The organism is Lactobacillus sp. M0393 (assembly GCF_016102025.1).
Lineage (GTDB): Bacteria > Bacillota > Bacilli > Lactobacillales > Lactobacillaceae > Lactobacillus > Lactobacillus melliventris.
The window spans coordinates 156,532-174,871 of record NZ_JACFPK010000004.1 but is presented as its reverse complement, the minus strand read 5'-3'; the positions used below and the strand labels follow the sequence as shown (position 1 = coordinate 174,871).

General features: G+C 36.7%; 22 protein-coding genes and 1 other annotated feature. All 22 genes read left to right on the top strand.

Annotated features, from left to right (window positions below; all coding sequences use genetic code 11):
- Positions 1-2 precede the first annotated feature (2 nt).
- The 22 genes from mutM (at position 3) to H3R29_RS04405 (ending at position 18,304) form a co-directional block, all read left to right on the top strand.
- Positions 3-833, top strand: coding sequence for a DNA-formamidopyrimidine glycosylase (gene mutM / locus H3R29_RS04510; protein WP_046325126.1), 831 nt, complete (start codon positions 3-5; stop codon positions 831-833).
- Positions 830-1,432, top strand: a complete 603-nt coding sequence (coaE, locus tag H3R29_RS04505; protein ID WP_046325125.1) for a dephospho-CoA kinase — start codon at positions 830-832, stop codon at positions 1,430-1,432. Before mutM ends, coaE begins: the two co-directional genes overlap by 4 nt.
- Before the next feature lies 1 nt (position 1,433).
- Positions 1,434-1,901 (top strand): transcriptional regulator NrdR, encoded by a 468-nt coding sequence (gene nrdR / locus H3R29_RS04500; protein ID WP_046325124.1) that lies wholly within the window; start codon positions 1,434-1,436, stop codon positions 1,899-1,901.
- A 2-nt stretch (positions 1,902-1,903) separates the two neighbouring features.
- A complete protein-coding gene (locus tag H3R29_RS04495; protein WP_198202112.1) occupies positions 1,904-3,262 on the top strand; it encodes a DnaD domain protein in 1,359 nt (452 codons plus the stop codon).
- 10 nt (positions 3,263-3,272) lie between these two features.
- Positions 3,273-4,172, top strand: a complete 900-nt coding sequence (dnaI, locus tag H3R29_RS04490; RefSeq protein WP_198202113.1) for a primosomal protein DnaI — start codon at positions 3,273-3,275, stop codon at positions 4,170-4,172.
- Between the two features lie 311 nt (positions 4,173-4,483).
- Positions 4,484-6,418 carry a threonine--tRNA ligase gene (gene thrS / locus H3R29_RS04485; RefSeq protein WP_187157451.1) on the top strand — a complete coding sequence of 645 codons (1,935 nt, stop codon included), beginning with the start codon at positions 4,484-4,486 and terminating at the stop codon, positions 6,416-6,418.
- A 197-nt stretch (positions 6,419-6,615) separates the two neighbouring features.
- A complete protein-coding gene (locus H3R29_RS04480; RefSeq protein WP_305067109.1) occupies positions 6,616-7,353 on the top strand; it encodes an amino acid ABC transporter ATP-binding protein in 738 nt (245 codons plus the stop codon).
- 16 nt (positions 7,354-7,369) lie between these two features.
- The gene (locus tag H3R29_RS04475) at positions 7,370-8,188 is read left to right on the top strand and encodes a transporter substrate-binding domain-containing protein (RefSeq protein ID WP_198202114.1); all 819 of its coding nucleotides are present in this window, start codon (positions 7,370-7,372) and stop codon (positions 8,186-8,188) included.
- Positions 8,185-8,823, top strand: a complete 639-nt coding sequence (locus tag H3R29_RS04470; protein ID WP_198202115.1) for an amino acid ABC transporter permease — start codon at positions 8,185-8,187, stop codon at positions 8,821-8,823. The genes H3R29_RS04475 and H3R29_RS04470 overlap by 4 nt, the downstream gene beginning before the upstream one ends.
- Before the next feature lie 14 nt (positions 8,824-8,837).
- Positions 8,838-9,491 carry an amino acid ABC transporter permease gene (locus tag H3R29_RS04465; protein ID WP_187157453.1) on the top strand — a complete coding sequence of 218 codons (654 nt, stop codon included), beginning with the start codon at positions 8,838-8,840 and terminating at the stop codon, positions 9,489-9,491.
- 73 nt (positions 9,492-9,564) lie between these two features.
- Positions 9,565-9,676, top strand: a sequence feature (ribosomal protein L20 leader region).
- 37 nt (positions 9,677-9,713) lie between these two features.
- Positions 9,714-10,226: a translation initiation factor IF-3 gene (gene infC, locus H3R29_RS04460; RefSeq protein ID WP_046325116.1), complete on the top strand. Its 513-nt coding sequence runs from the start codon at positions 9,714-9,716 to the stop codon at positions 10,224-10,226.
- A gap of 21 nt (positions 10,227-10,247) precedes the next feature.
- Complete coding sequence (rpmI, locus tag H3R29_RS04455) at positions 10,248-10,448, top strand: 50S ribosomal protein L35 (RefSeq protein ID WP_034980158.1); 201 nt, start codon at positions 10,248-10,250, stop codon at positions 10,446-10,448.
- A 36-nt stretch (positions 10,449-10,484) separates the two neighbouring features.
- Positions 10,485-10,841, top strand: coding sequence for a 50S ribosomal protein L20 (gene rplT, locus H3R29_RS04450; protein ID WP_034980161.1), 357 nt, complete (start codon positions 10,485-10,487; stop codon positions 10,839-10,841).
- A 108-nt stretch (positions 10,842-10,949) separates the two neighbouring features.
- On the top strand, positions 10,950-11,474 hold the full coding sequence (locus tag H3R29_RS04445) for a YqeG family HAD IIIA-type phosphatase (protein ID WP_198202116.1): 525 nt from the start codon (positions 10,950-10,952) through the stop codon (positions 11,472-11,474).
- Positions 11,467-12,582 (top strand): ribosome biogenesis GTPase YqeH, encoded by a 1,116-nt coding sequence (yqeH, locus tag H3R29_RS04440; RefSeq protein ID WP_046325114.1) that lies wholly within the window; start codon positions 11,467-11,469, stop codon positions 12,580-12,582. The genes H3R29_RS04445 and yqeH overlap by 8 nt, the downstream gene beginning before the upstream one ends.
- An 8-nt stretch (positions 12,583-12,590) precedes the next feature.
- Complete coding sequence (locus H3R29_RS04435; RefSeq protein ID WP_046325113.1) at positions 12,591-13,232, top strand: nicotinate-nucleotide adenylyltransferase; 642 nt, start codon at positions 12,591-12,593, stop codon at positions 13,230-13,232.
- The gene (gene yqeK / locus H3R29_RS04430) at positions 13,225-13,821 is read left to right on the top strand and encodes a bis(5'-nucleosyl)-tetraphosphatase (symmetrical) YqeK (RefSeq protein WP_046325112.1); all 597 of its coding nucleotides are present in this window, start codon (positions 13,225-13,227) and stop codon (positions 13,819-13,821) included. Before H3R29_RS04435 ends, yqeK begins: the two co-directional genes overlap by 8 nt.
- An 8-nt stretch (positions 13,822-13,829) precedes the next feature.
- On the top strand, positions 13,830-14,177 hold the full coding sequence (rsfS, locus tag H3R29_RS04425) for a ribosome silencing factor (RefSeq protein WP_198202117.1): 348 nt from the start codon (positions 13,830-13,832) through the stop codon (positions 14,175-14,177).
- Between the two features lie 6 nt (positions 14,178-14,183).
- Positions 14,184-15,338 carry a nucleotidyltransferase gene (locus tag H3R29_RS04420; protein ID WP_110446273.1) on the top strand — a complete coding sequence of 385 codons (1,155 nt, stop codon included), beginning with the start codon at positions 14,184-14,186 and terminating at the stop codon, positions 15,336-15,338.
- Positions 15,339-15,911, top strand: coding sequence for a DUF177 domain-containing protein (locus H3R29_RS04415; RefSeq protein WP_187157457.1), 573 nt, complete (start codon positions 15,339-15,341; stop codon positions 15,909-15,911).
- A gap of 136 nt (positions 15,912-16,047) precedes the next feature.
- On the top strand, positions 16,048-16,761 hold the full coding sequence (locus H3R29_RS04410) for a response regulator transcription factor (RefSeq protein ID WP_046325108.1): 714 nt from the start codon (positions 16,048-16,050) through the stop codon (positions 16,759-16,761).
- Complete coding sequence (locus tag H3R29_RS04405) at positions 16,748-18,304, top strand: HAMP domain-containing histidine kinase (protein ID WP_198202118.1); 1,557 nt, start codon at positions 16,748-16,750, stop codon at positions 18,302-18,304. Before H3R29_RS04410 ends, H3R29_RS04405 begins: the two co-directional genes overlap by 14 nt.
- Positions 18,305-18,340: the final 36 nt, after the last annotated feature.

Below are 18,340 nucleotides of genomic sequence, written 5' to 3'. Positions count from 1 at the left end.
TAATGCCCGAAATGCCAGAAGTTGAAACTGTCAGGCGGACACTACTTCCCCTGATTAAGGGAAAAACGATTAAAGAAGTAACTGTTTGGTATCCTAAAATAATAACTGGTGATGCAAAAGAATTTAAAAAGCAGTTAGCTGGTAAAAGAATAGAAACAATTGATCGTTATGCTAAGTATTTGCTTATTCGTCTTAGTGGTCATTTAACTGTGGTATCGCATTTACGCATGGAAGGTAAATATCGTTTAGTCAAAGTAAATACCAAAAAAGATAAACACGATCATGTGCAAATTGTTTTTAACGATAATTCTGCTTTGCGTTACAATGATGTGCGTAAGTTCGGGCGCATGCAGTTGATTACAACGGGCACAGAGAAAGAAAGTACCGGTATTGGCAAATTAGGCGCTGAACCAAATTCACAGGCGTTTACAGTTTCATACTTGCAAAAAGGCCTAGCTCGTAAAAAGAAAAATATCAAAAATACCTTGCTTGATCAGTCAGTTGTGGCCGGTCTTGGTAACATTTACGTAGATGAAGTTTTGTGGGAAACAAAAATTCACCCATTAAGTATGGCTAATAGTATCCCAGCAAAAAAAGTAGCAGAACTGCATGATAATATTAATTCGTTGATAGAATTGGCCATAGCAGAAAGGGGCACTACTGTTCATACATATCTTGATGCTAATGGCAAGACCGGCGGTTTTCAAAAAATGTTGCAGGTCTATGGTCATAAAGGCGAACCTTGTGAACGTTGCGGAACTCCTCTTGAAAAAATTAAAGTAAACGGTCGGGGCACTACTTTTTGCCCTAAATGTCAGGTGATTTATAAATGACAACTATTTTGGGCTTAACTGGTGGAATAGCCAGCGGTAAAAGCACAGCAGATATCTTTTTTAAAGAAAAGCACATACCCGTGATAGACTGTGACCAAATAGCTCATGATATTTTAAATGTTGGTAATAAAGGTTATGAATTGGTTAGAAAACAGTTTGGTCTCCAAATAATTAATGAAGATCAATCAATCAACCGATCAGTTTTAGGCCAAATGGTTTTTAATGACGCAAAGCAGCTTGACATTCTTAATAAAATTACCCATCCGTTGATTTTTAAAGAAATACAAGCTAAAATTGCGCTAAACAAGGTTGCTAAAAAGCCTTTAATTATTGTAGATGCACCAGTTTTGTTTGAAGCAAATGGTCAAAAATATTGTGACTGCACTTTATTAATTGCCATACCTGAATCTTTGCAGTTAAAGCGGCTGATGTTAAGGGATCATTTAAGTAAAGATGCTGCTTTGAAACGTATTCGCAGTCAGATGTCCTTGTCTCAGAAAGAAAAACTAGCTGACTTTGTAATTAATAATGTTGGTACAAAGCAAGATCTGAAATATCAACTTGAGCAGTTGCTTCTTAAAATAAAAGAGGAGTATTAATATGGAATGTCCTAATTGTCATAAAAATGCATCAAAAGTAATAGATTCTCGCCCCAGTGATGAAAATCGTGCAATCAGACGGCGGCGTGAGTGTGAAAACTGTGGCTTTCGTTTTACTACGTTTGAAAGAGTCGAGACGACACCACTACTGGTAATCAAAAATGATGGCACTCGTGAACCTTTTAACCGGAAAAAAATTTTACACGGCGTCATGGCTGCGGGACAAAAGCGTCCTATATCTAGTTCGCAATTTGAAGAATTAGTTGATCATGTAGAAAACAAAGTACGTCAGCAAGGAGTTAGTGAGATTTCTTCCAAAAAGATTGGTCAATTGGTAATGGATGAACTAGCTAAAATTGATGATGTCGCTTATATTCGTTTTGCCTCTATTTATCGTGAATTCAAAGATATGTCTAGCTTCATGAAAACCATGGAAGATATGATTGCAAAAAGGGAGAAAGGTAATTAATTATGTTTGAGACAAATGATCCCAAACAACCATTTTTCATTGCTAACAGGGTGGATATTTTTCCGAAGGATTTACGGGTTTTAATCAAATTATACCAGCCGCTCATAGGATCTCTGGCGCTGGCAGTTTATTTAAGCTTAAATGAAGACTACAATCCGCAAGCGATGCTCTCTGATGCCAAAGGTCTCTATTTTTTGCAGGAGCAAGCCGACTGCGATATCAAAAAATTATTTCCCGCGTTGCATAAACTTGAAGCTGTCGGTTTAATTGAAAGCCATTTGCTTGCTAACCAAATTATGGGTCAGGTTTTATGTTTTAAACTTAAAAGTGTTCCTTCCAGCAGTGAGTTTTTTACCACCGCACTTTTAGCAAGTTTATTAAAAGAAAAAGTGGGTGTTACAGCCTTTAATAAATTGAGCCATGAGTTTGCTAGAGAAACTAAGCAAAGTCAAAGCAGCATCAGTGGAATTAAGGAAGCACCTAACGTATCTGCATCCTTTATGGAAGTTTTTCATTTACCTGACCAAGAAGCAATTGATCCTTCTATTGATGTGAAAAAAGCTGCTAAAGAAAACAGTTCTGTTTCTAAAGCTTTTGCTACCGTCAATGATCAAGAGCATATTGACTGGGATTTTATGAAACAGCAATTTGAAATTTATCAAATCACGGGCAGCGAAATTGATCAGAATGAAGATGCTATTCGAGCTGTTATGCGCATGTACGGACTTTCCGAGCAAGAATTTGTTGATGAAGCAATACCTTGCTTACATGGTGATTATCATTTGAATATGCGTCAAATTAAGCAATCTATCGCTAACAGTATTCATGGAACTGATACGCGCCGGCATTTGCCAAAAAAAGAAGAACTAACAGACAAGCTTGTCAATAATAGTCACTTAAATGAAGATGAACAGCAGCTACTGCAGAAAGCTCAATCTGATACTCCAGCCCAGTTTTTGTATCATTTAAAAACTGAGCGGAATGATTTTGTTGATGCCAGTGAATATCAAGTGCTTGATAATTTATATAACGATAAGGGAATACCGGCAGAATTGCTTAACGTTTTGACTTATGCTTGTTTAAAAAGTGGTCCTAATATCTCTTTTCGCTTGGCAAATAAAATACTTCATGATTGGCTGCAACACGGGGTAAAGACTGCAAGTCAAGCCTTGGAATACATGGACAAGAGAAAAAGGGCACAAATGCAAAGAAGCAATCGGTATCATGCTTATACTGCCAGAAAAACGGTTGAAAAGGGCACTGACTGGAATAAGCAAAAGCCAAAGGTAAAATCGGATGTTTCCAGTGCAGAATTAAAAGAATTTTTCAAGAATTTTGAAGATCAAAACGGCATGAAGTAGGTGAAATAAAATGCAACCCATCAAAAAACTTATGGTTAAAGGACAAACAGCTAAAGCAGGTGAGGAAAGTACAGCTAAAATTAAGCAAAAAGTATTGGCTGAACCCAAAGTGCAACAATTTATCAGCCAGCACCAAGAGCAGCTTAACGACAGCATAATTGATAAAAGTCTGCCCAGCCTGTTTGAATTTTATCTTAGCCAACATAAAAAAGATCCGGTAACTCAAGGATACTATCCTGATTTAATTATGAATAAAAATGCCATTAGTCTCAAGTTTGTTCCTGAGGACAGTAAGCTGATTCATGATAGGGAAATTAGTATCAAGAAACACTTGCGCTTAATTAATTTACCTGAGGGATTGCATGATATTCGTTTGAGTCAAATTGAATTGACTCCGGCAAGAAAAGAAGTAATGACAGCTATTCAAAAGTTTTTATATCATTATGCGCGAGATATTCATCAAAAGGGCTTATATTTATCAGGTAATTTTGGTATTGGTAAAACCTATATATTGGCGGGACTGGCAAATCAGGTTGCTGCTATGAACAAATATGTTGTTTTTTTGCATGTTCCTACTTTCATTGCCAGTCTGGCAAGTCATTTTAATGATAATAGTTTGCAAGATGAAGTTCAAAAAATTGCAAATTGCGATTTATTAATACTTGATGATATTGGTGCGGAAAATTTGAGTCAGTGGTCACGCGATGAAGTTTTAGCGGTAATTTTACAAGCAAGAATGGATAATGTTTTGCCAACCTTCTTTTCGTCCAATTTTGCTATGAATGACTTAGAAGATCATTTTAAAGAGACCAAAAATGCCATTGAACCAGTAAAGGCTGCCAGATTAATGGAAAGAATACATTCTCTAGCCACTGAAATTGTAATTTCTGGGCACAACCGGCGGCATTAGTGATTAAAAAGTCTAGTTTGAATTTTTTTAATGAAAATATACTTGCATTAAAAAATTATTGGGTTATAATTAACTGCAATGAATGAACATGTTGTAATACGATTCAGAGAGAGAAGCATTATTCTGGAAGCTTCCATTAGTGTTACAACCCACTCATTCGTACCTGAAATTAAAAAATGGGTTGGATCCGTTATAATCTTGAACGAGATAGTCTGGAGTCCAGACTAAATTTTGGGTGGAACCACGTTAATTAACGTCCCAGTGCTTAACTGCACTGGGATTTTTTTATTTATTTGATTTTGGAGGAAAAAATGAGTTTTGCAATTACTTTGCCGGATGGTTCTAAAAAGGAATATGAAGATGCAGTATCAGTTTCTGCTTTAGCACATGACATAGGTACATCCTTAGGTAAGGCTGCTATTGGAGCAAAAGTAAACGGTCAAGTTGTTTCTTTGGACTACGAATTAAATAAAGATGCCGAAGTTGCAATTATTACAGACAGGGATGAAGCAGGCTTAAATATTTTACGGGCTACGGTAGCTTTTGTATTTGAAGCAGTTGCTAAAAAAGCTTATCCTGAGATTCATTTTGGTGAGCATGCGGCGAATGAAGATGGATTTTTGGTTGATACTGACAAGGAAAACCAGATTAAAGTTAACGAACTTCCGGAATTAGAGAAAGCAATTAAAAAGGTTATTAAAGCTGGAAATAAAATTGCATCTTCTTCCATGTCAAAAGCGGAATTATCTGAAATTTTTAAAGATGATCCGTATAAGAGTGAATTGCTAAAAGCAGAAAAAGATGAACAAATTCATGTATACAAGCTGGGAGACTTCATCGACTTTGGCTTCGATGCGTTACTGCCTAATACAGGAAAGATTAAGCAGTTTAAATTATTATCTGTTGCTGGTGCTTATTGGAAGGGCCAATCTTCTAACCCAATGCTTCAAAGAATTTCCGGTACAGCCTTCTTTAAAAAAGCTGACTTAGATGCCGATATTAAGCGTCGTGAAGAAATTAAAGAACGCGATCACAGAACAATTGGCCGAGATCTTGATTTATTCTTTGTAGATCCCAAAGTTGGAGCTGGTTTACCTTACTGGATGCCAAAAGGTGCCACGATTCGCCGAGTAGTTGAGCGTTACATCATTGATAAAGAGGTCGCTGACGGTTACCAACACGTTTATACCCCAGTGCTTATGAACGTTGACGCTTATAAAACATCAGGCCACTGGGCACACTATCGTGATGACATGTTTCCACCGATGGATATGGGTGACGGGGAAATGCTTGAGTTGCGTCCAATGAATTGTCCGTCACACATTCAAATCTATAAGCATCATATTCGTTCATACCGCGAGTTACCAATTCGCATTGCGGAACTGGGTATGATGCATAGATATGAAAAATCTGGTGCTCTATCTGGTTTACAACGCGTAAGGGAAATGACTTTAAATGATGGTCATACCTTTGTGACCTTAGACCAGGTTCAAAGTGAATTCTCTAAGATTTTGACTTTAATTCTGGATGTATATAAAGATTTTGACATTACCGATTACTACTTCAGACTTTCATATCGTGATCCGAAGAATACTAAGAAGTATTTTGCCAATGATGAAATGTGGGAAAGAAGTCAGTCAATGCTGAAAAAGGCAATGGATGATATGGGCCTTGATTATGTCGAAGCTGAAGGTGAGGCTGCATTCTACGGTCCTAAACTTGATATTCAGACTAAGACTGCTTTAGGTGCTGATGAGACCATGTCCACTATCCAACTGGACTTCATGCTCCCTGAACGCTTTAACTTAACTTATGTTGGTCAAGATGGTGAAGAGCATCGTCCAGTTATGATTCACCGTGGTATTGTTGGAACTATGGAGCGTTTCATTGCTTACTTGATTGAAATATACAAGGGTGCTTTCCCAACCTGGTTAGCTCCAGTTCAAGTTGAAGTAATCCCTGTTAACCTGGACGCTCATTCAGATTACGCTAAGAAAGTTCGTGATGAGCTCAATAAGAGAGGCTTTAGAGCTGAAGCCGACTTACGTAATGAAAAATTAGGCTACAAGATTCGTGAATCACAAACACAAAAAGTACCGTATACTCTTGTTTTAGGTGACAAAGAACTCAAGGACAACAGTGTTAACGTTCGCCGCTATGGTACTGAAGAAGAAGTAGCAAAGAGTTTTGACGAATTTATTCGTGAAATTGAACAAGATGTTAAATCATATTCACGCAATGAATAAAAGAGTAAAAGCTAATAAAAATAGTTTATATAGATGGCAGAAATAATTTGATAACTTAAACCATAATATAAAACCGCTAAAATTTGCACGTCGAGTAACAAAATGTAGTGTTGACGGGATGCACTTTTGATTAATTAATCAATTGATAAGAAATAGGTTGGATAGTTAAATTAAAACTGCTAAAAGGAGCATTAATTATGTCAATGGTAGAATTTCATGACGTGCAGAAATTTTATGGCAAATTTCACGCGTTGTATAATATCAATTTACAAATCGATAAAGGTGAAACTGTAGTTTTAATTGGACCTTCTGGTTCTGGTAAAAGTACACTTATTAGAACAATAAATCGGTTAGAATCAATTCAGGGTGGCAAACTGATAGTCAACAATCAGGATTTATCCAATCCCAAGACTGATTCAAACAGGTTGCGCCAAGATGTGGGAATGGTTTTTCAACATTTTAATCTCTATAAAAATAAAAATGTTTTGGAAAACGTCATGTTGGCGCCCAGAATTGTAAGTCATTTACCGGAAGACGAAAATAAAAAGCAAGCAATGCATCTGCTTGATATGGTTGGCATGGCAGATAAGGCCCAAAATATGCCGGCGCAAATATCCGGTGGACAAAAGCAACGTGTCGCTATTGCTCGGTCTTTAGCAATGCATCCCAAATTATTACTATTTGATGAACCAACATCAGCACTTGATCCGGAAATGATTGATGAAGTGCTACAAGTAATTAAAAAGGTAACATCAGCCAGCGATATGACTTCCTTGATTGTGACTCACGAAATGGGCTTTGCTAAAGAAGTAGCTAATCGCGTTATCTTTATGGATCAGGGTCAGATTGTGGAAGATGATGACAGTACATCCTTTTTTAAGCAGCCTAAAACAGATCGTGCTCAACAATTCTTAAGCAAAATAATAGCGCATTAAGATGGAGGGCATTATCATGAAAAAAATAATTTGCTCAATCTCACTATTAATAGGAATGTTCTTTTTATCTGGTTGCGGTAATAAAGTTGCCGATCAATCAGCTTTAAAAAATGTTCGTTCATCCAATACTATTACTTGGGCTGTTGAGGGTGATAAAAAGCTATTTAGTTTAATTGATATCAGAGATGATAAAGAAAAAGGTTTTGATATTGATATGGCTAAAGCTATTACCAAAGAAATTTTAGGTCCTAAAGGACAAGCTCGCTTTACTCTTGCCACTTCACAATCAAGAATACCTTTGCTGAAAAACGGAAATGTCGATGCGGTAATTGCCACCCTAACAATTACTCCAGAAAGAGCCCAAGTAATCAGTTTTTCTAAATCATATTTTCAGGCCGGTAAATCTTTTCTTGTTCCTAAAGGATCAGATATTAAAAAGCCCAGTGATCTTAATGGCAAAACTGTAATCGGGATCGTTGGCGATAACTCAGTTGAGGCTGTAAAGAAAGTTGCCCCCAGAGCAAGAGTTGTCGCTATGCAAGATTATGGTCAAGCAGTATCAGCTTTGAAATCTCATCAAGGCGACGCTTTGACCAGTGATAATGGTATTTTATATGGTCTAGCAGCACAAAGTCCTGATAGCCTTGAAGTAACTGGAGGAACTTATACTAAAGAACCTTATGGTATTGCAGTAAATAAAAATCAAGAACCTTTTCATAGAGCAATAAATCGAGCCATTGACAAGATTCAGAAAAGTGGAGAATACAATCGCTTAATCAAAAAGTGGTTCGGTCAAGTTCCTGGTTTTAACTATAAGGAGATGTATATTAAATGATTCGGATCTTCAATGATTTTAGTAGTCAACTATTCGCAGGGTTTGGCTGGACTATTTTATCAAGCTTGTTAACACTAGTATTTAGTCTGATTTTTGGTATTTTATTGGCTCTATTAGAAGTTATTCCGAATAAAATAACTAATAGGATTGGCAGGATTTACGTTGAAATCTTTCGTAATATTCCATTATTGATTATCGTAATGTTCTTTTATCTAATAGTACCTAAATATTTTGTTCAAATTGACGGTTTCACCGCTGGAACTATTGGTCTGTTCCTATATACCTCAGCTTTTATTGCGGAAATTATTCGTTCAGGTATTCAGTCGGTATCTCAAGGTCAAATGGAAGGTGCCAGGTCAACCGGTATGACTTATAGTCAGGCTATGCGTTATGTAATCTTACCTCAAGCACTTAAGATTGTTATTCCACCGCTTGGTAATCAATTTGTTAATTTAATTAAAGATTCTTCAATACTGGCTTTTGTCGCAGGTTTTGATTTAATGTATCAAGCCAATGCAATTGCATCTGTAACTTTTGATACATTTAACAGCTACTTTGTAATCGGCATATTATATCTGGTAATTACTATGCCACTAAGTTATTACATGCGGCACTTGGAAAAGAAAATGGCGTAGGGAGGCGACTTAAAATGCAAACATGGATTGATGCTCTATCATGGTTAAACTTTGGTTTTTTGTTAAAAGGTCTGGCTGTTACACTATTTATTTCGGTTTTTGCAATTGTATTGAGTTTCATTTTAGGTTCAGTCCTAGGAATAATTCGCTATGCTAAGATTAAATTTGTTTCGGCAATTGTAGGTTTTATTATTGATTTAGTTAGAAATCTGCCTTTATTATTAATTATCTTTTTTACATATTTTGGCCTACCAAATATTGGCCTCAGGCCAGGGGCAATTTTATCAGCAATTATTGCTATGACAATCTTTGAGTCCAGCATGATTGCAGAAATTGTCCGCTCTGGTATTCAATCAGTAGCAATTGGCCAAATTGAAGGAGCCAGATCAACCGGGATGACATTTGTGCAGTCATTATGGCATGTGGTTTTGCCACAGGCATATCGGCACATGATACCTACTATTATTGGACAGTTTGTTTCTTTAATTAAGGATACTTCTTTAGCAACTATTATTGTTGTCCCTGAACTTATGCAACATGCGCAAGTCATCTATGGTCAAAATGCTAATTATATTGTGCCAATGTTTGCGGCTTTAACGTTTTTATATTTTATCATCTGCTTTACATTATCTGTAATTGGTAATAAACTTAATAAGCGTTTAGTATAGATAAAGCAAAAACTTTATTTTGAGATTTATCTTATTGACACGTATACTGAAGACGAGTATAATCATTTTAGTTGAGAACAAGAAGAAGCTTCCCGCTTCTCGCCTAAGTTAAGTTGACCTCTAGGCTGATCGATATTTTCTGTTGATTAAGGGCGGGTAAAGTTTACCCGTCTTTTTCTTGTCCTCAGATTAACACGGAGGTGAAGAATTATTCCAAGGAATTTGATATTGAACGATCAAATTCGCGCTCGCGAAGTTCGTTTAATTAATGAAGATGGTGAACAAGTTGGTGTTGTTACTAAAACTGAGGCTTTACGCCAAGCAAGTGTTGCAAATTTAGATTTAGTTCTAATTTCGCCTAATGCCAAGCCACCTGTTGCTCGTATCATGGACTATGGTAAGTACCGTTTCCAGCAACAAAAGAAGGTTAAAGAGTCCCGTAAAAAGTCTAAAACGGTCAGTGTCAAAGAAATCCGTTTAAGTCCAACGATTGAGGGTAACGATTTTAACACTAAGTTAAAACATGCGCGTAAATTTATCACTAAAGAAGGTGCTAAAGTACGCGTTTCGATCAGGTTCAGAGGTCGAGCAATCACTCATAAGGAACTAGGTCGTGAAGTATTGGAAAAAATGGCTGAAGCTACATCCGATATTGCTACTGTAGTTAGCAAACCTAAGATGGAAGGCCGTTCAATGTTCTTAATGCTCGCTCCGAAGAGTGACAAAAATAATTAGTTAATTTGGAGGAATTAGAAAATGCCAAAAATGAAAACCCACCGCGCTTCTGCTAAGCGTTTTAAGAGAACTGCTTCTGGTCAATTAAAGCGTCATCACGCTTTTACCGGCCACCGTTTCCATGGCAAGACTAAGAAACAACGTCGTCATTTGAGAAAGGCTGCAATGGTTTCACGCAGCGACTTGAAGCGCATCAAACAGATGCTCTCTCAAATGCGTTAATTACATAAATCAAACGATATTTAGGAGGAATTTTAGATGCCAAGAGTTAAGGGTGGAACAGTTACACGTAAACGTCGTAAAAAGATTATGAAGCTTGCCAAGGGTTACCGTGGCGCAAAGCATATGCAATTTAAGGCCGCAAGTACACAGTTATTTGTATCTTACAGATATGCATTTCGTGACAGAAGAAGACGTAAGAGCGACTTCAGAAAGTTATGGATTGCCAGAATCAATGCTGCAGCAAGACAAAATGATATTTCATATTCTAAGTTAATGCACGGCTTGAAATTAGCTGGTGTTGATATTAACCGTAAGATGTTAGCTGATATTGCTTATAACGATTCAAAGACCTTTGCAAAATTAGCAGAAACTGCTAAGAAGGCTTTAAATTAACCAAAATAGCGCTTATGGCGCTGTTTTTTTATGTCAAAATTTAGCACTTGCAGCTGATAATTTGGTATATTAAACTAGTGCAATGGATATAGATGAAGGGAATTTTGCATGTTATTCAGACCACGCTACACGATTGATACAATTTATCATTTAAATACTGCTGAGCTGCATAAAATGGGCATCAAAGCTGTTTTTTCAGATTTAGATAATACTCTTTTGGCTTGGAACGAGTTTGAAACTGCAGAAAAAATGAATAGTTTCAATAAGAAGTTAGAGCATGCTAAAATTAAGCTTGTTGTGATTTCTAATAACAATGCTGAAAGAGTGGGTAAAGTATTGAATCCTTATCATATAGACTTTGTTGCCAAATCCCAAAAACCACTGCCTTTTGCGATCACCCGCAAAAGGAAAAGTATGGGTTTAAGAAAAGAACAAGTCATGATGGTAGGTGATCAGTTAATTACTGATATTCAGGCAGGAAATCTAGCTGGGGTAGAATCGGTGTTAGTAAAACCTCTTATTGAAACTGATAAATGGAATACCCGAATTAATCGTTTTTTTGAAAAAATTATTTTTTTCCTTTTGGGCTTGTCACATCCCGTTAAATTTAAGGAGACTATCAAAAATGGATGACCAAATTATATGTATTGGTTGTGGTGCTGTTCTTCAATCTGATAATGTAGAAGAAGCCGGTTATCTTCCGGCTGCACGTTTAAAGCAGGCAAGAGAAAGCAAAGATGAGGATAATGACGTTTATTGTCAACGTTGCTTTCGTTTGCGTCATTATAATGAGATTATGCCAGTCAAAGCGGACAATGATGACTTTTTAAAGTTATTGAATTCGTTAGCAGAAAAAAAAGCTTTGGTCGTTAATGTGGTAGATCTGTTTGATTTTACTAACTCTTTGCTTTCGGCTCTCAAGCGCTTTATAGGTAATAATGATTTTATTTTAGTGGGCAATAAATTTGATCTCTTTCCCCAGAATTCTCGTCAAAGCAAAATTAAAGATTGGATGAGGCAAGAGGCTAATAGAATGGGATTATACCCTAAAAAAATCTTTTTGGTCAGTGCTAAAAATAAAAAGAACTTGCCGGAATTAATAAGTTACCTAGATCATAATTCCCGAGATCAAGATGTCTACTTTGTCGGAACGACTAATGTTGGAAAGTCAACTCTTCTTAATGCTATTATTGAGCAAATGGGTGATATTCAAAATTTGATTACTACTTCACGTTTTCCCGGGACCACGCTTGATAAGATTGAAATTCCGCTAACGAATGGTCACTTTTTAGTTGATACACCAGGTATTTTGACTAAGAATCAGTTGGCCACGCACTTAAACACCCAGGAACTGGAGTTAATATCGCCTCAAAAACAGCTTAAGCCGGTTACTTTTCAGCTTAGTCCAGGAAACAGTTTATTTTTGGCTGGTCTGGGCAGAGTTGACTATTTAAAAGGAAAAAAAGCAAGTTTTACAGTTTATGCAGCACGCGGATTGTATATTCACAGAACTAAAACCGAAAACGCAGACAGCTTTTACGAAAAGCATATTGGTGAATTACTTAGTCCACCTGCAAAAAGTGATAAGCTGCCTCTTTTAAAGGGTCAGGAATATCATACTGGTAGTAAAAGCGACTTGCTTTTTGGCGGAATTGGTTTTATTACAGTTCCTGCAGATTGTTTAGTTAAAATTTATACACCTGGTAAAATCGGACTGGGTATTAGACGAGCTTTAATTTAGAGGATATAATGATTGCTATTGCAAAAAATTATCAAAAAACACCTACTGTGGCTGTAGCGGAAGAAAAATTGACACCTAAAAAGGGTCGCCAGATCGGAATTTTTGGTGGCACTTTTAATCCTATTCATATCGGCCATTTAATAGTGGCTGAACAGGTATTGACTAAATTACACTTAGATGAAATTTGGTTTATTCCTACTAATGTGCCCCCGCTAAAAAATGAACCCAGTGTTTCTGCTCAAGATAGGGCAAATATGTTGGAGTTAGGTACTCAAGACAATCCCCGTTTTCAGGTAAAACTGTTTGAATTATATCGTGGAGGAGTATCTTATACTGTAGACACATTAAGATATTTACGTGAAACTCAGCCTGAAAACCATTATTACTTGATCATGGGTAGTGACCAAGTCAATAATTTAGGTGAATGGAAGGAACCGACAAAGTTGGCTCAATTAGCAACCTTAGTGGGTGTTCAAAGGGCTGGTTATCCTCAGAAAGCAAAATTGCCGATGATTTGGGTTGATTCTCCAGCTATAGATATTAGTTCGACTTTGATTAGACAGACGATTGCAATTGGAGGTTCAATCAGATATCTGGTACCTGATACAGTTAGAAATTATATTCATAAAAAGGGTTTATATCATGACTGATTTAGTATTTAAGAAAACATATTCTTCTTTATCAAGTTCTGAAATTATTGCTAAGGAAAAGAGCAATATGACTGCTGACCGCTTTGAACACTGTATAGGAGTCAGTAAAACTGCACGTAAATTGGCCGAGCTTAACCACTATGATGTAGATAAGGCAGCTTTAGCCGGGTTTATTCATGATTATGCTAAACAAGTTGCAGTTGATGAATATCGTGAAGTGATTAAAACACAAGGCTTCGATCAGGACCTGTTAAATTGGAATCGGAGCATTTGGCACGGCATTGTTGGTACCTATTTTATCCAAAGAGATTTAAAGATTAATGATCCGGAAATACTAACTGCAGTCCGCAAACATACTACTGCTGACGTTGAAATGACAACTTTAGATAAAATTGTGTTCATGGCTGATTATATTGAACCAGGCAGATCATTTCCAGGTGTTGAAGAAGCGCGTAAAATAACTTATGCTAATATTAACCAGGGAGTTGGCTACCAGTTAGCACACACTCTTAAATTTTTAATTGATAAAAGGAATAAAATCTATCCCCGTACTTTAGACGCATATAACGTTTGGGGTATTAATGAATAAGGAGAAAAATGACTAGCAAAGAATTATTGACTTTTACTTTAAAAGCAATTAGCGACCGTCATGGAGAAGATACAGTAGCTTACGATATGCAAGGACATAGTATTTTAGCAGATTATTACGTAGTTACTAGTGCGGGCTCAAACAGACAGTTGCACGCAATAGCCAATGCAATTATTGACGAAGCTCACAAACATAATTATTATGATTACCGTGTTGAAGGTACGAGTGAATCCAACTGGCTTTTACTTGACTTGGGCGGTGTTGTCGTAAATGTTTTTACTGAAGATGCTCGTGATTTTTATAATGTTGAAAAATTATGGGTCAATGGTAAAAAATTAGAATTAAAGGAAGATTAGCTAACCATGAGTGTAGTTGGGATCATTGCAGAATATAATCCCTTTCACAGTGGGCATGAATTCTTAATGAATCAGGCTCGTTATATAGCTGGAAGCAAAGACCCGATCATTGTCGTCATGTCTGGAAATTACGTTCAACGCGGCGAAATGGCAATAATGGATAAGTGGACTCGCGCCCAGACAGCACTTGCTAGTGGCGCTGACTTGGTATTTGAACTGCCATTTTCCACTTCAGTTGAGCCTGCAGATTTATTTGCACTCGGCAGCATCGACCAATTGGTAAAAGTGGGCGTTACTGATTTAATTTTTGGAGTTGAAGATGCTACTCAAAATTATGCTTATTTGGGTAGTAAAATTGCGGAAATTCCTCAAAGTCACATGGACTTTAATGATTACAGTCAGACTTATTCAACTCAATATAATCAGATGGTAGCACGTGAAGTTGGTCATGAAGTTAGTGAACCTAATGCGATTTTGGCTTTAGCTTATGCAGTAGCCAACCATAATTTAGGTACTCCTCTAGTTTTACATCCAATTAACCGCATCGGAGCAGGTCATGACGATGTTTTACAAAGTAATAAGGTAGTTCAAAGCGCAAGTGCAATTCGCAATATGATTTTGCATAATGAAGTTAGTTCTACATTAGAAGAATGGATGCCTAAAAAAGAAGTAAAATTACTTTTTAAACAAAAAAATTATCCCAATTGGAATCTGCTGTTTCCATTTTTAAAATACAGGTTAGAATCCTCTTCAATTTCAGAATTGCAGAATATATATCAGATGAGTGAAGGCCTGGAATATAAAATGAAGCAGGAGATACATACTGCACAAACATTTACTGAGTTTTTACGTAGAGTAAAATCGAAACGGTATACGTATTCACGCTTGCGTCGACTAAGTTTATATACTTTGATGAATGTGACCCAAGAGGATATGATTGACAGCTTTAATCATGAATCACTTTTGCTATTGGGATACAGTAAAGTAGGTAGGAAATATCTTAAACGGATTAGAAAAGAAACACCTGCAGATATCATTTCTAAAGTTGATCAGAAAAATACTCAAAGTGGCTCAATGAGGCTGCAACTTCGGGTTGATCGCTTCTTTGAGCAACTGCTGCAAGTGGATCAAAACTTTGGCCGTCGTCCATTGGAGGTCTAAATGTTAAAACTGAATTATTCGCAGATCAAATATAGTAAGGAACCTGTAACTCATATTGAATGCGATTTGCAGGTAGCAGATGATTTTATTAAGCGAAGTCATGGTTTAGTCTATCGAGTTGATAGTGTTCTACTGACTGGAGATTTATTTTATAATCAACCATTTGTCACTGGCAATTTTCAGGTACAGGCAGATATTCTGGTACCATCCAGTCGCAGCTTAGATCCTGTTAAGTTTAAAGAAGATTTTCATTTTAGTGAAAATTATACAGATGTTGAGATAGCTAAAGAAGAGATTGATGAGAGTGATATTCCGATTGTCAAAGTCGAGCACGAAGTTATTGATCTGCAAAAAGCAATTGAGGATAACATTTTACTAAATATCCCAACAACAATTTTAACTACCAAAGAGCAAGAACAGGGCATTTATCCTGAAGGAAAAGGTTGGAGAGTCATTTCGGAAAAAGATTTTAATAAAAAGAAAGATGATCAAATCAATCCTGCTTTTGCTAAATTAAAAGATCTTTTTAAAGAAAATAATGAAAAGATTCATAACGGAAATAATGATAATTAAATTAGTTAAAAAATCAGTATTAGCAAAATGCTGGTTTTTAATCTTGTTTTAAAAGCACTTTTAAAGTATGCTTTACTTGTTAATAACAATATAAATTAAATTAATCAAAATTAAATTTTAAAAAGGATGAATAAAAATGGCAAGAATCTTAATTGTTGAAGATGAAAAGAATTTGGCACGTTTCGTTGAGCTGGAACTAAAACACGAAAAGTATGACACAGTTGTTGAAGGCAACGGACGCAAAGCTTTGGACTTAGCGTTAAAAGAAGACTTTGATGCGATTTTGTTAGACTTGATGCTGCCTGACCTGAATGGCTTGGAAATAGCACGCAGAGTGCGTCAGGTAAAGAGTACTCCTATCATAATGATGACCGCCCGTGATTCCGTCATTGATCGCGTTTCGGGTCTTGATCATGGCGCTGATGATTATATTGTTAAGCCATTTGCGATTGAAGAGCTTTTAGCTCGTCTGCGTGCAGTTTTACGCCGAGTAAAAATTGAAAAAGATGCTTCGGATGATTCGATAGAGAAAAAGGTTGTAAAGTTTAAAGATCTTACTATTGAAACCGCAAATAGAATTGTTCGCCGTGGTGATGGCAAAGCAGTGGACCTAACTAAGCGTGAATATAACTTATTAATGACTTTAATTAAGAATAAGAATAATGTTGTCAGCCGTGACCAATTGCTCGCTAAGATTTGGGGCCCCGGTTCAAATATTGAAACTAATGTTGTAGAAGTTTATGTGCGTTATCTGCGCAATAAAATTGACGTTCCCGGTAAGCAATCATATATCAAAACAGTTCGGGGAACTGGATACATGGTAAGAGATGAGGACGATGAAAAGGAATAAAAACCAAAAGAAAAAGGAGACCAAACACTCATCTCTGGTCGTGAGATGGGTAACTGTCGTGGCTTTGACAATTATGGTCTCTTTTGTTGTGTTTTCTGTAATAATATACTCATTTGTGGGCCAGCAATCCATGGTGCAACAAAAGCAGACTTCAAATGAAATGATATCTAAACTTAATAGTACTTTGACACGGATTCCAACTGAACTGCAGATAGCTAATGTTTCTTTTGCTCTCACACCGTCAGCTAGAGAAGTAATGAGAGGTAATCCTCCAATTAGATCTTACCAACAGGGCAATAGAGCTTTCAATGATGACCTATTATCTTCATTAACTAATCCTGATTTAAATGTAGTAGTTTATAATTTACACGGAGAAGATGTTTTTGATAATGGCGGTAAAATCCCTGCTTTTAAAAAGTTTCGGGATGATTATAAAATGTCACGTGTCACTAAAAGTCGCAAACAGGAACTACTAACTTATCAAAAAGTGAGATCAGCTAAATCCGGTAAAATCACAGGCTATATTATTGTTGAAAATAAAATGTCATACTATAACGGCCTAATGAAGGATTTGTTAAAGTGGATGGTACGGATTTCATTGATAGCCGTTGTATTGTTCACATTAGTTGCCTACATAATAGTGCGCGATATTGTCAAACCTGTTAAGGAAATGTCCCATGTTGCTTTGGAAGTAAATGATGATCCTAATAGTACTGCTAGGATCAGGGATTTTCACCGTCATGATGAATTGCAGGAACTGGCGGTTTCATTCAACCAAATGCTTGATCGTATGCAACGCTATATTGATCAGCAAAAAGAGTTTGTGGGAGATGTTTCTCACGAATTACGCACACCTGTTGCTGTTATTGAAGGACATCTAAATATGCTGAAGCGTTGGGGTAAAGATGATCCCCAAATTTTAGCAGAATCTATCGACGCTTCTCTGCAGGAAGCCAAAAGAATGCAGCATCTTATCCAGGAAATGCTGGATTTAACTCGTGCGGAGCAGATTAATGTTCAGTATCCTAACGCAGTTACCAAGGTTTCAGAGGTGTTAAAACGAGTGGTTGGTGATATGTCTTTGGTACACAAGGATTTTACTATCAGGTTAGATATGGATGATCTGCCTCAAGATACAGAAATTCAGATTTACCAGGGGCACTTGGAACAACTCCTTGTCATATTAATTGACAACGGTGTTAAATATTCTACGGATCGTAAAGAAATGAATGTGTCGGCTGGCTTGTCACAGGATGAAGTTCATATTATAGTGCAAGACTATGGCGAAGGAATTTCCAAAAAGGAACAAAGTAAAATCTTTAACCGCTTTTATAGAGTAGATAAAGCTAGAACCAGAGAAAAGGGCGGTAATGGCTTAGGTTTATCAATTGCTCAAAAATTAGTTACTAGTTATCATGGTAAAATTAGCGTCGATTCTGTTGAGGGACAGGGTAGTCAGTTTATGATGGACTTCCCGGCTCTTTCGAAATCTCAGGCTGAAAGGCTGCGCAAGCGCGAAGAAGCGGAAAAAAGCAAAAAATAAAATAAATAAAAAAGACCTGTAAGTCTGTTATAATGC